13 protein-coding genes, 1 tRNA gene and 1 other RNA gene are annotated in these 12,299 nt (G+C 72.1%); 6 read left to right on the plus strand and 9 right to left on the minus strand.

Annotation, left to right across the window (positions count from 1 at the left end; translation table 11 throughout):
• The first annotated feature begins 92 nt into the window (after positions 1-92).
• Both ACZ5HG_RS02245 and ACZ5HG_RS02250 read left to right on the plus strand, forming a co-directional pair.
• Positions 93-377 carry a hypothetical protein gene (locus ACZ5HG_RS02245; RefSeq protein ID WP_464180176.1) on the plus strand — a complete coding sequence of 95 codons (285 nt, stop codon included), beginning with the start codon at positions 93-95 and terminating at the stop codon, positions 375-377.
• Positions 374-553, plus strand: a complete 180-nt coding sequence (locus tag ACZ5HG_RS02250) for a hypothetical protein (protein WP_464180177.1) — start codon at positions 374-376, stop codon at positions 551-553. Before ACZ5HG_RS02245 ends, ACZ5HG_RS02250 begins: the two co-directional genes overlap by 4 nt.
• Here ACZ5HG_RS02250 and ACZ5HG_RS02255 read toward each other — a convergent pair.
• The 7 genes from ACZ5HG_RS02255 to ACZ5HG_RS02285 all read right to left on the minus strand — a co-directional run bounded on the left by ACZ5HG_RS02255 (position 517) and on the right by ACZ5HG_RS02285 (position 8,556).
• A complete protein-coding gene (locus ACZ5HG_RS02255; protein ID WP_464180178.1) occupies positions 517-2,727 on the minus strand; it encodes a DEAD/DEAH box helicase in 2,211 nt (736 codons plus the stop codon). The genes ACZ5HG_RS02250 and ACZ5HG_RS02255 overlap by 37 nt on opposite strands.
• A 28-nt stretch (positions 2,728-2,755) precedes the next feature.
• Positions 2,756-3,421 (minus strand): response regulator transcription factor, encoded by a 666-nt coding sequence (locus ACZ5HG_RS02260; protein ID WP_464180179.1) that lies wholly within the window; start codon positions 3,419-3,421, stop codon positions 2,756-2,758.
• Positions 3,418-4,722, minus strand: a complete 1,305-nt coding sequence (locus ACZ5HG_RS02265) for a sensor histidine kinase (protein WP_464180180.1) — start codon at positions 4,720-4,722, stop codon at positions 3,418-3,420. The genes ACZ5HG_RS02260 and ACZ5HG_RS02265 overlap by 4 nt, the downstream gene beginning before the upstream one ends.
• 173 nt (positions 4,723-4,895) lie before the next feature.
• A complete protein-coding gene (locus ACZ5HG_RS02270) occupies positions 4,896-5,066 on the minus strand; it encodes a hypothetical protein (protein ID WP_464180181.1) in 171 nt (56 codons plus the stop codon).
• Positions 5,067-5,114: 48 nt separating this feature from the next.
• Positions 5,115-5,498, minus strand: a complete 384-nt coding sequence (locus ACZ5HG_RS02275) for a hypothetical protein (RefSeq protein ID WP_464180182.1) — start codon at positions 5,496-5,498, stop codon at positions 5,115-5,117.
• A 329-nt stretch (positions 5,499-5,827) separates the two neighbouring features.
• On the minus strand, positions 5,828-7,174 hold the full coding sequence (locus ACZ5HG_RS02280) for a hypothetical protein (RefSeq protein WP_464180183.1): 1,347 nt from the start codon (positions 7,172-7,174) through the stop codon (positions 5,828-5,830).
• A gap of 11 nt (positions 7,175-7,185) precedes the next feature.
• On the minus strand, positions 7,186-8,556 hold the full coding sequence (locus ACZ5HG_RS02285) for a DNA cytosine methyltransferase (protein ID WP_464180184.1): 1,371 nt from the start codon (positions 8,554-8,556) through the stop codon (positions 7,186-7,188).
• A 102-nt stretch (positions 8,557-8,658) separates the two neighbouring features.
• Here ACZ5HG_RS02285 and ACZ5HG_RS02290 point away from each other — a divergent pair, with 102 nt between their 5' ends.
• Both ACZ5HG_RS02290 and ACZ5HG_RS02295 read left to right on the plus strand, forming a co-directional pair.
• Positions 8,659-9,111, plus strand: a complete 453-nt coding sequence (locus tag ACZ5HG_RS02290) for a very short patch repair endonuclease (protein ID WP_464180185.1) — start codon at positions 8,659-8,661, stop codon at positions 9,109-9,111.
• A gap of 136 nt (positions 9,112-9,247) precedes the next feature.
• Positions 9,248-10,552 (plus strand): protein NO VEIN domain-containing protein, encoded by a 1,305-nt coding sequence (locus tag ACZ5HG_RS02295; RefSeq protein ID WP_464180186.1) that lies wholly within the window; start codon positions 9,248-9,250, stop codon positions 10,550-10,552.
• 90 nt (positions 10,553-10,642) lie between these two features.
• Here ACZ5HG_RS02295 and ACZ5HG_RS02300 read toward each other — a convergent pair.
• Together ACZ5HG_RS02300 and ACZ5HG_RS02305 are read right to left on the minus strand one after the other, a co-directional pair.
• Positions 10,643-10,727: transfer RNA gene (locus ACZ5HG_RS02300), tRNA-Ser, on the minus strand.
• Positions 10,728-10,834: 107 nt separating this feature from the next.
• On the minus strand, positions 10,835-11,221 hold the full coding sequence (locus ACZ5HG_RS02305) for a YchJ family protein (protein ID WP_464182077.1): 387 nt from the start codon (positions 11,219-11,221) through the stop codon (positions 10,835-10,837).
• 46 nt (positions 11,222-11,267) lie between these two features.
• On the opposite strand from ACZ5HG_RS02305, the gene ACZ5HG_RS02310 reads away from it, so the two are divergent.
• Entirely contained in the window at positions 11,268-11,984 is a 717-nt protein-coding gene (locus ACZ5HG_RS02310; RefSeq protein ID WP_464180188.1) for an AAA family ATPase, read from the plus strand.
• A gap of 79 nt (positions 11,985-12,063) precedes the next feature.
• Positions 12,064-12,160: signal recognition particle sRNA small type (gene ffs, locus ACZ5HG_RS02315), an RNA gene on the plus strand.
• Positions 12,161-12,299 lie beyond the last annotated feature (139 nt).

Genomic DNA, 12,299 nt, shown 5'->3' on the forward strand with positions numbered 1-12,299 from the left:
GGCGCCGCGAGGGAGGTCCTGTCGGTGCCCGTCTCCGCGGCCGGATGTGCTATGCATGAGTGGCATCGATCGGGGTCGGTGCGGAGGAGGTCGTGACCAGGATGGATGTCCGCTCCCGCGCCTTCGGCGTGCTGGCCTGGATCGTGGTGACGCTCTGGGCCTGCTCGGTGGCGGCGCTGCCGGTGATCGCCGGGGTCGCCGTGACCGCGTTCATCCCGGTGGTCGGGGACCTGCGTGAGGGCGTCGGCTGGCTCTCCGCACTGCACACCCTCTGGATCGCCCCGCTGTTCTACGCCGCGATCACCGTCCTCGAGACCTTCTTCGCTCCGCGCCGTGGAGCCCGCGGCTGCGTGAGCTCGCGACCGACCTGGCGATGATGCTCGTGCTGGCGGGGCTGCTGGGCGTGTTCTTCGCCCACCCGCTCGGCCAGGTGCTCGCCGCGCTGGCGTACGGGGGCGCGTCCTGGTGCCTGAAGCGCCTGCTGGATCGCGCGGGCGACCCGGACGACGACCCCGATCAGCCCTCGGCGAGCTCGTCCCAGACCGGGCCGTAGCCGAGCCGCGCCTGCTCCATCGCGACGACCTCGCGGGCCAGCGACGCCTCGGTGACGTCCACCGCCGCCACCGAGGCCGCCGCCACGGAGGACTCCCGCACGTAGGCGTCGAACACGCGCCGCTTCCCGGCGAGCAGGTCGACGATCCGCTCGTCCACGCTGTCCTCCGCGAGCAGGCGGTGCGCGACGACGGTGCGGACCTGGCCCATCCGGTGCAGACGCGCGACGGCCTGCGCCTCCGCCGACGGGGTGAGCTGCGGCTCGCACAGCACGACGACCGACGCGGCCTGCAGGTTGAGGCCGACGCCGCCGACGCCGATCTGGGCGACGAGCACGCCGTCCTCCGGCCCGGCGGAGAAGGCGTCGATGATCGCCTGCCGCTGGTCGGCGGGCACGTCGCCGGTCAGCGGGCCGTGCACCCGCCCGACCCGCACCGGGTCGGCGAGCGCCGTCACGACGCGGTCGAGCACGGGCCGGAAGAACGAGAACACGACCGTGCGGTGCCCGGTCGCGCCGGCCTCGGTGACGATCTCGACCAGGCGTGACAGCTTGGTGGAGTCGGCGGGGTCGGCCGTCAGGTAGGCGGCCCGGCGCATCGCCATCAGGTTGCCGCCCGCGACGGCCTGCCGGTAGACGACCTCGCCGGCGGGGGACAGGTCCTCCCAGTCGTCAACCACCACCAGGTCGGGCAGCTCGACGAGCACGTCGACCTGGTTGCGGCGCAGGTACACCGGGGCGATCTCGCGGCGGAACGTGTCGGCGCCGACCAGCCCGAGGTGCCGGGGCAGCGCGTCCGCGAGGCCGGCGTCGAGCATCCGCACGAGCGCGACGACGTCCGCCACCCGGTTGTCCATCGGCGTGCCGGTCATCAGCAGCACCCGCCACACCCGCGCCGCCCACGCCGCGACCACCATCGACCGTTCGGCCCGCGGGTTCTTGACGTAGTGGGCCTCGTCCACCACCAGCATCGCGACCGGCGGGCCGTCGACCGGCAGGTGCGGCAGCGCCTCGAAGGTCGTCACCCCGATCCCGCCCTGGGACAGCCAGCGCGCCACCGCCTGCTCCCGTCCCGGTCCGTGCAGCCGGTGCCCGGTGATCGTCGTCCGCGCGTCGATCTCGCGCAGCCAGCCGACCAGCACGCTCGCCGGGCAGACCACCAGCGCGTGCGTGCCGCCGGTGGCGAGCAGGTGCCCGATGGCGGCGAGCGCCTGCAACGTCTTGCCCAGGCCCATCTCGTCGCCGAGCAGCGCGCGCCCCTGGTTGAGCGCGAAGCGTGCGCCGAACTCCTGGTACCCGCGCAGCGGCACCCGCAGCAGCGACTGGTCCAGCGGGTGCGCCGCGATCCGCTCGGCGAGCTCGGTGGTGAGCATCCCCCGCGCGGCGAGCACCTCCTGCGCCAGCGGCACGATCGTGCCGAGCACCGTGTAGAGCTCGACGGACCGCCGCTCGAAGATCTCCCACACCGCGTCGGCCGGGGCGTCCGGCTCGGCGCAGGCCACCGCGAGCCGGTCGATCGTGCCCTCGAGGCCGTCGTGCAGCACCGCCTCCCAGGTCTCGAGCGCCGCCAGCGCCCGCAGCGCCCGGTCCTTCGTCGCGCGCCGGGCGAGCGCGAACCGGAGCCGGTGCGTGGCCGGGGCGGCGACGGCGGCGTGCGCGGCCACCGCGGAGACGTAGTCCGTCAGCGCCTCGCGGTGCGGCTCCACCACGGGGCGCAGCCGCAGCAGCCGGTCGAGCAGACGCAGCACCTCGACGGTCGTCGAGGTGTCCGGCCGGCCGGAGCGGTCGATCTCGAGGCGTACCGGGACCCCGGCGCGCACCGCCTCGGCCAGCTGCTCCACCGCCGCCGCCACGCCGCGCGCGGTGTGCGCGCCGACCCCCGGCACGGCGTCCAGCACCTCCGCCGGCACGCCGCGCAGGTCCGCGGCGGTGGCGTAGCCCGCGTCGAGCAGGGCCTGCCAGCGCAGGTTCCGGTCGGTCATCGCGCCGAGCTGCTCGACGCCGACCACCGCGAGCTCGGCCGCCACCCGCGCCTCACGGTCGTGCTCGACGACCTCGGCCACGCGGACCGTGGCGGCGTCCAGGTGGTCCAGCACCCGGCGCGCGGTCCCGGCGAGGGCACGGTGCCGCTCGAGCAGCGCCCGCGCGGGCGCGCCGGGCGGGATCGGGGCGGTCATCGCTGCCGAGCGTAGTGCGGGCCCTGGATCAGGACCCGCCGGCGAGCCCCGCCTCGTACGCCAGGTACACCAGCTGCGCGCGGTCGCGGGCGCCGGTCTTCATCATCGCCCGGTTGACGTGGGTCTTCGCGGTGGCCGGGCTGATGAACAGCCGCTCGCCGATCTCGGTGTTCGACAGCCCGGCGGCGACCAGCACCATGATCTCCCGCTCGCGATCGGTGAGGTCGGCGATCCCGGGCACCACCGGCCGGGGCTCCGGCTCGGGCACGTCGAGCAGGCGCTCCACCACCGCGCGGGTGGCGGAGGGCGACAGCAGCCGGTCACCGGCGGCCACGGTGCGGATCGCGTCGATCAGCGCCTCCGGCTCGACGCCCTTGCCGAGGAACCCGCTCGCGCCCGCGCGCAGGGCGCCGAGCACCAGGTCGTCGGTCTCGAAGGTGGTGAGCACCAGCACGCGGACGCCGGCCAGGTCGTCGTCGGCGGTGATCCGGCGGGTGGCCTCGATGCCGTCCATGTCGGGCATCCGGATGTCCATCAGCACCAGGTCCGCGCGGGTGCTCCGGGCCAGCGACACCGCCTCGGCGCCGGTCGCCGCCTCGCCGACCACCTCGATGTCGGCGGTGGCGTCGAGCAGCAGGCGGAAGGTGGCGCGGAGCAGGGCCTGGTCGTCGGCCAGCAGCACACGGACGGTCATCGGGGGCCTCCGGTGGGGGTGGGGTCGGGGGTCGGGTCGGGGGCCGAGGGATCGGCGGGCAGGGTGGCGACGACCTCGAAGCCGCCGTCCGGCAGCGGCCCGGCACGCATCGACCCGCCGGCGGCGGCGGCGCGCTCGCGCATGCCGATCAGGCCGTTGCCGGTGCCGGGCATCCGGGGGACCGCGAGCGGGTCGGCGGTGGCCGGCGCCGGGTTGGCGATCCGCAGCCGTACGCCCTCGGCGGACCAGGCGAGCGCGAGCGCGACCACGGTGCCGGGTGCGTGCTTCGCGGCGTTGGTGACCGACTCCTGCACGATCCGGTACGCCGCCAGGTCCACCTGCTGCGCCAGCGGGCGGGGGATGCCGGCGGTGGTCACCTCGACCGTCGTACCCGCGGCGGCGAACCCGTCCAGCAGCGTGTCCAGCGCGTCGAGCCCGGGCACCGGGCGCAGGCCCGCGTCGTCCACGGCGTCCTCGGTGTCGTCGGCCGGTCCCGTGCTGCGCAGCAGGCCGATCGTGGACCGCAGCTCGTCGATCGCCCGCGCGGTGTGCCCGGTGATGCCGCGCAGGGCGGTCTCGGCGGCGTCGGCGTCGGTGCGCAGCAGGAACCGGGCGACACCGGCCTGCGCGTTGACCAGCGTGAGGTTGTGCGCGAGCACGTCGTGCAGCTCCCGGGCGATCCGCAGCCGTTCGTCCAGCACCGCACGGCGGGCGTGCTCCTCGATCTCGCGAGCGGCGCGGCTCGCGCGTTCGCGGCGTGCGGACCACCAGACGCCCACCGCCGCCGCGGTCATCACCAGGTAGAACAGCACGAGATCGGTCAGGTACGTGTCGCTGGACCGGATCGTCATGCCGATCGTGAACAGCGCGGCACCCGCGGAGCCGCCCGCGACCCAGCCGACCCGCGGCGGCACCCGTGCGGCCACCGTCGCGACCGCGAGCATCGTGGCCAGCGGGGCAGGCTGGTAGGCGCCCATGCCGCCGGTGGCGTCGGACAGGTGGTCGGGCACCGCCAGGAAGATCAGGATCATCGCCTCGGTGACCACGGTGCCGACCAGCGCGAGCAGCGGCCGGTAGGTGCGCGCCAGCAGCGGCGCCCAGGTGCCCAGCACGGCGATGCTCAGCGAGAGGTCCGGCACCACGAAGGACCCGGTGCGCACGCAGGTCGTGGTGACCATCGCGGCCAGCCAGAACAGGGTGACCAGCGCCTGCCGCACGGTGGGCCGGCCGGTGCCCGCGGCGGCGTCCAACGCACCCAGGGCACGCAGCCCACGGCGCACGGCGGAGGTGACGGCGGGCACGGGGTCCTCTCGGCGGGATCGGTCGGACGCCCAGCGTGGCACGCCGGGGCGCCCGGGGTCGTCCACCGCGCGCGGTCCGTCGACTACCGCCGCTGCGGTACTCCCCGCAGCACGACGGAGCGCCGTGGTCCCCCTCCAAGGACCACGGCGCTCCGAGCGTGTGCAGGTGCCGGTCAGACCGACGAGCGGGTGCGGTGCGATCGCACCGGCACCGTCCGCGCGATCCCCTGCCTGCGACGTCGGCCCTCCACCAGACGTCGCACCCCCTGCACGGTCATCATCACCAAGACGAGGATCGACAGCGCCGCGGCGACGAGCCACTCCGGGGCGGTGGTGCCGGACATGTCGGTCCTTCTCTCTCGGTGACGTGGGTAGGTGGGTGGCTGGTCGGTTCAGGCGAGCTCGAGATGGCACCACACGAGGCGGCTGCTGCCCTGCACCCGCTCGACGCCCCACTCGTAGGCGGTCTGCAACGCGTCCACCGCGCGGGCGCCGAGGCGCTGGGTGGCGGACGGGCCCCGCGCGGACATCCGGGCGATCGGCCCGACCAGGTCGATCTCCACCCGCACCGGCTCGCCGTCGGCGCGCATCACGGCCTCCCGGGCGAGCTCGGTGCCCACCCGCCGGATCGCGGGACGGTACGCGGGGGCGACCCCCGCGACGGCCAGGCAGTCGTCCACCCAGCGGCGGGCGCGCGCCGGGGCGTCCTCGCCCGCGTCCAGGTCCAGCGCGGCGAACCACGGCTCGGCAGGTGCGGCGACGGTGCTGGTGCTCACGGTCGGCTCGATCTCTCGGTGCGGTCGGCGGTCAGGCCGTCGCGCGGTGCCGGCGGACGCCGCGGACGCCGGCGACGACCGCGCCGACCAGGGCCAGCGCGGACACGATCTTCAGGGGAGCGGACATGTCGGACTCCTTCGCCTCGCGTCGCCCCTCCGGCGACGACACGACCAGCCTGCCCGGTCGACCCCCGGCGGCGGATCGCCCTGCGGGATCATCCTGCGTCCACCTCTCGGAGTACCCCGGGTGGTCCCCGGGGCGGAGGAGTACGCCGTGCGTCGTAGGGGGAGGGGTGCCGGCGGTCAGGGATGCCCCCGATGGTCGGCAGTCACGCGTCTCGGTCGTGGAGCGGCACGGAAGCGATGTGGATCCCGTCAAGACGGCGCGCTCGGGCGAAGTGCAGCTTGAGCTTGGGCTTGCGCATGGCACCGTTCTGCTGCCGTCCTTGGGCCATGACCGTGATCGCGCCCCGAGCGCGGGCCTCCAGGAGCGCGTCCTGGTCGGGCAGGTGGTAGGCGTCGAGACGCGTCGGGGTGAACCCGGACTTCAGCAGGCGTGAGCCCTCGTGCGCGGGCGGCGCTCCGCGCATCTCCCGGTGCCACGCGTCGAAGGACGGGTCAGAGAAGTCGGGGGTGCCGGAGAGGACGATGAACCCGAGACCGTCGCCTGCCGTCAGCAACGCCTCGACCGCCTTGATGTCGTTGAGGATGGCCTCGTCCGCCGCGTGCTCGCTGTGCGCCTTCAGGTCCCACGTCGAGCGGAAGGAGTAGTCGAACCTCGTGTGGAGCACGTCCCTCGGACCGCCTCCGAAGGCGTTGACCAGCGCAGGGATGCCGAGATACTCGAAGTACCAGCCGAACCACTCTGTCTGCCGCCAGTTGGCGAACTCGGCTGCGCGCATCTCCTCGATGCAGGTGCGGCCGTCCCACACCAGGACGAGTGCGTCCGCGAGGACGGCGAGCAGGGCCTCAGCCTCCGCGCGCGGGCCCCTGAACGTCTCGGCGACGCCGAGCCCCAGCGTCCCCAGCCGACGCTCGGCACCGAGCAGCAGCAGGTTGAGTCCGTCGAGCGTGATCGTCTGCCCGCCCGACCAGTGCTGCGGCCGCCACACCTCTCCGAGCCGGCCTGCGATCGCGGCGCCGAGCTCCGGCTTCGGCAGGCGGAGGTCGACGTCGAAGCCGAGCCCGACCGCGAGGTCCGAGAGCACGGACTTCCGCTCCTTGCTCCCCGGCCCGAGGGCCTGCGGCCCAGACGTCGTGAGCGCCGAGAGCCGGTTCACGGCCTCGAGCTTGGTGCGCGCGGGATGGAAGCCAGCGATACCTATCCGTTGCGCGAGCTGCGCCTCGAACTCGGTCTGCGCGTGTCGCCGCTGGAGTGCCTCGGTGGCCGCGCCGAGCAGCACGTTGAGCCCCCGCAGCGTGATGGTCGACCCCGTGGACCAGGAGCCATCGGTCCACTCGGCCCCGAGCGCGGCGGCGATCTGCCCTGCCAGCTCCGGCTTCTTCGCGTCCAGCCGGACGTCGAGGTCGAGGCTCTTCGCCAGAGCGACGAGCACCGACTTCCGCTCGGTGCTCCCGGGCCCGAGCGGCTCGGGATGGGCGCCGGCCAGCGCGTAGAGGCGCGCGACGGCCTCGGCCTTGGAAGCAGCGGGCAGGAACGGTGTGTCGCGGGTCACGTCCTGTGACGTTACCGGTCTCCGAGCATCGTCTTGAGCCGACCGTCGGGCGAGAGCGGCGCATCGAGAACCGCAGCGATGATCCGACGCCCCTCGGGCGTCGACTTGAGGATCTCCTCGTCCCGCGCGACGTGCAGCTTCAGGACGTTCCACACCGCCCCGACGTTCACGCCGTTGCCGAGCTGCCGGTAGGTGGCGCTGCTCGGCTGGGTGCCGAAGGTGAACCCGTCCGGCAGGCCCTGCAGGCGCGCCGCCTCACGTGGGCTCAGGCGGCGGCCTCGGGGCCCGATGATCGAGGTCTGGGTGATCGCCACCAGCGCCGGGAGGTACGTGGGCCGCTTGGCGCGGATCCCCGACGGGCGGAAGTGCATGACCGTGTCCCAGAGCCGCGGGGTGTCCTGAGCCTGCCACTCGAGCTTGCGCCGCGACGGGGGGAACGCCTCGGTGAAGACGTCCCATCGATCGGCCCACGCGTCGATCACCTTGCGGTGCGCGTCGTAGAAGGCCGCGTTCTTGACCAGGAAGTCACGCTTCCACGCCGCGGTCTCGTCCGACTCGATCTGCTCTGCCAGCGCGACTGCCTTGGCCGCGGTCGTCGGCCACGCGTCGGCCCACAGCGGGAACCCCGGGAGCCGTCGGCCCTCGCGCTCCTCCCACATGAGCTGGACGAAGTCGTCCCAGGCGTCGATCCAGAGCTTCTCCGACGGCGAGAGGTCGCAGCCGGAGACGTGGTGGTCCGGGTCGAGGTAGTCGTCGAGCGACCACTCGACCGACGGGTCGAATCCGTCGACGCGGGTCCTCGGCGTCACGACGGGCTCGGCCGGGACGTCGCCGCCGATCCCGGTCGGGTCGTACGTGGCGGTGATGAACACCCGCTCGCGCACCTGCGGACGTCCGCCGTGCGACGGCGGCAGCTGGTGAGGCGAGAAGACAGCCGGGGTCTCGCTCACCCGGTAGCCCTCGTCACGGAGCGTCTCGATGATCACCTGCCACTCGTGGAGGTGACGCGGGCCGGCGAGGTTCCGCACGTTCTCGAGCAGCAGCACCGTGGGGTGGTGGGCCTCGACGATGTTGAGGATGTGCCAGTACAGGGTGCCGCGGGTCTCGTCCATGCCCCGCTGGGCGCCCGACTTCGAGAACGGCTGGCACGGGAAGCCGGCGGCCAGGATGTCGTGCCCGGGGACGTTCATCACCGTCTCGGTGGCGTCCTCGGTGATGTCGCCCAGCGGGCTGTGGCCCCAGTTGAGCGAGTAGACCTTCGCCGCCTTGGGATCGATCTCGACCGAGTAGACGCCCTCCCCGCCGAAGGCCTTCAGCGCGGCCGCGAACCCGCCGATGCCGGCGAACAGGTCCACGTAGCGGAAGGCAGGAGTCGCAGGCATGAGGAGAGCTTAGAACGACTGTTCGAGCTTGACAAGCTTGTCGGCGTGGCGGGTCGGCGTGTCGGCAGACGTGCGCTCGGGGCCACGCCGAGGACCGACGCGATGGAGGATGGCGACGTGGTTCCGACCTCCCACGTGCCCCCGCACCCTGGCTCGTCCAGCGAGGCGGTGTCGCGCCGCATGTCGACCCTCAAGCGTCGGGACAACGACGCGGAGATGGCTCTCCGACGCGCGCTGCACGCCGCGGGCTACCGCTACCGGGTGACGTACCCTGTGCCCGGGCTGGCCCGGCGGACGATCGACATCGCCTTCACCCGGGCCAAGGTCGCCGTGTTCGTCGACGGGTGCTTCTGGCACGGCTGTCCGGAGCACGGAACCAGTCCGCGGGCGAACTCGGCGTGGTGGCGAGCGAAGATCGAGGCGAACCGGGCGCGGGACGCGGACACAGTTGAGCACCTCGGGTGTCTAGGGTGGCGAGTGCTCCGACTCTGGGAGCATCTGGCGCCGGATGAGGCGTTTGCCTTGATCGAACGCGCGATCGCACTTCGAGAGTGAATGGCCTCTTGCGGTTGAGAGTGGCGCGCAGTTAGGTCCGGGACGATCGTCCCATCGAGACTGTGGTCAGTCTGTCGATCGATCACCGAACAGACCTCCGTCGTTCCGGGGGCTGGTCGGGTCCGAGGAGAGATCGATGGCGGCAGATGGCTCGGTGATACACGCCGATGCGATAACTTTCAAGAAGATTCGGTTGGCAAACGATGTGGCCGCTTCGCTCGGGCTCTCGCCGGGAGTTGAGTCCAATGGTGCGACCGTCCTCAGCGAATTGCTAGGCCGGATTTACGAGAAATTGCTCGGGCGGGCTCCGACGCATCTCGGCGCTTACGCAAAGACGGCCGCGATCATGGAAAGTCTTGGATTGACCTACGACCCAATCTGGGACACGAGCGAGCACTCGAGCACGGGCGGTTCGACGGTGACCGCGCGCGCGTACTCGAAGATGAGGGCGGCGGTAACAGGTCAACCGCGCTGCTTCATCGTTAACACGACCGACGCCGAGGTCGGTGCCGCGTGGGAGAGCGGGCTGGGGTGCGAGTACGCATACGGCAGGAACGTCTCTGGGCGCGTGCCGTTCAACGAAGCGGGTCCGGGGTCCCTGATCATCTACTACAGCACCAGCAGCAACAGCACGAACAAGATGTCATACGTCGCGAGCGCTCGAGTGGACTACGTGCGAGGGGGGAGATCTGGTCCGTGGGTCGCCGAACTCTCGGGATTCGAAGAGTTCCCGTCGCCAGTTCCCGCTGCACGCGTCGAGGTTCGAGGGCGTAATGTTCAGAATGCGATAACTGAGATCGGCTGGGACGCATTCAGGTCGATATCCGTGGCGGGTGGTGCCCGATCTGCAGAGGGTAGCGGGGTTGCTGGTCGCTCTGCAGACCAGGACCCTGGCGGTGCGCGCGGGTTGCGTGATTTTGAGCTCGAGTTCCCCGTCGAAGCCGCGGAGTTTTCTGGCGACCTCGACATTCCGTTGGAGGATGGACCCCTCCCTGATCCCTCAGCCGAGTTGACCCCCCAGTTCACCGAGGCAAATGGCAGATTGGTGGGGAGTCTTCCGCGGGGATCGCGCAGTCGTGCGCAGCGAGATCGCGACAAGCTGGTCGAGGAGCGGGCTGTCGGTGTCGCCCTGCGACATTTTGCGAATCTAGGATGGTTGCTCGAGAGCGATCGGCAGAAAGATGGCGTGGGATATGACTTGGACCTTTCGAGGGGTGTCGACCGCATTCACCTCGAGGTAAAGGGGATCCAAAGTCATCGATTGCAGTTCAATGTGACCGCCAAGGAGTGGTGGCGCATCAGGTCGGACCGACTGTTCGTTCTTGCGGCGGTGACAGAGGTGCTCAGTCCGACCCGAGCGCACGTTAACATTCTCGGTCGACGGGAACTATTCGCTGCGCAACGTTCTGCGGTCCAGTTTCGCCTCTCTGTGGAGCGGTGACTCAAGGGTTGTGTGTGGGCGGGGGCCATGCTCTCGATCCCGCATGACGAAGCCCCTCGCCCGGTTGTCCGGGGAGGGGCTTCGTCACTGCGGAGGATGGGGGATTCGAACCCCCGAGGGCTTTCACCCAACACGCTTTCCAAGCGTGCGCCATAGGCCACTAGGCGAATCCTCCTGGCCGCGCTCGACCCGGCACGCACCCGCGAGGGAGCGTCCACGTCGTCCACGGACGAGAACCAAGCGTACCCGACGAACGGACCCCTCCGCGCCGCCTGCCAGGCCTCACCCCAGCAGGTCCCCGTCCACGTACTGCCACCCCGCGTCCTCGCGGACGAACCGTGACACCTCGTGCAGCGTGCCGATCCCCTCGGCGTCGCGGTAGGTGGCGCGGAACTCCACGATCCCGTCGCGGTCGAAGGGCCCGCCGCCGCGCACGGCGAGGACGTCCAGCCGCCGCCAGGTGGTCTCGGCGTCGAGATCGACGGACGCCGGTCGCGTCGACGCGTGCCACGAGCGCAGCAGGTAACTCTCGTCGCCGACGGCGAAGGCGCTGTAGCGCGAGCGCATGAGCTGCTCGGCGGTGGCGGCGGTGCGGGTGCCGTCGTGCAGGGGGCCGCAGCACTCGGCGTAGGGCAGGCCGCTCAGGCAGGGGCATCGGGTGGGCACGATCCCAGTATCGGTGTCGGTGGATCGTGGTGAGGTGGGGGTCGTGACGATGTCGAGGCTGCCGGTGCGGCGGGTGCGGGAGCACGATCGCGACCCCGCGCCCCGGGACGCGTGGTTCGCGCAGGTGCCGGCGGTGGCGCAGGTGCTGCGCGAGGGATGGGACCTGGCGCCGGCGACGGTGCTGGTGGGGGAGAACGGCGCGGGCAAGTCGACGCTGGTCGAGGGGCTGGCGATGGCCTTCGGGATGGGCGCGGAGGGCGGGACGACCGGGGCGCGGGCGCAGACGCGGGAGTCGGAGTCGGGGCTGTGGCGGCACCTGCTGCTGGAGCGTGGTGCGGGGGCGCCCCGGCAGGGGTTCTTCCTGCGTGCGGAGACGATGCACGGCTTCTACACGTACCTGGAGCAGATCGGCCCGAGCCCGCGCGACCCGGTGTTTCACGAGATGTCGCACGGGGAGTCGTTCCTGGCGCTGCTGGGCGCCCGTACGAGCCGGCGCGGGCTGTACCTGCTGGACGAGCCGGAGTCGGCGCTGTCGTTCACCGGCTGCCTGGCGCTGCTCGGGCACCTCAAGGCGCTGGTGGCGGACGGCTCGCAGGTGGTGCTGTCGACGCACTCACCGCTGCTGGCGGCCCTGCCGGGCGCGCGGGTGTGGGAGGTCGGCGCCTGGGGGATGCGGGAGCGGCCGTGGGACGCGCTGGACCTGGTGCTGTCCTGGCAGGGGTTCCTGGCGGCGCCGGAGCGCTACCTGCGGCACCTCGACGACTGAGCCGGCGCCCGGCCCTGGCGATCGGGGGTCCCACCCCGGTCGGGTGGGTGGGTGGCCCCCGCGCTGCGATAGGCTGGGGTCAGACCCCTCGTGCGGCGTCATCTCGCTGAACTCCCCCAGGGCCGGAAGGCAGCAAGGGCAGGTGAGCTCTGACGGGTGTGCGGGGGGTCCTTGCATGCCCGGATGCGGGTCGTCCCCGGGCTGCCGGACGTCCTCCGCGCTGACGACCGCCAGGTCCGCCTGCGGGTGGAGACGGCGACGAGGGTCCCTCCGCGGTCGCACGGCCCGCGCCGCCGGATCCCGACCGCGGGCCGA

It is taken from the genome of Cellulomonas sp. GTC20042, from assembly GCF_055389595.1.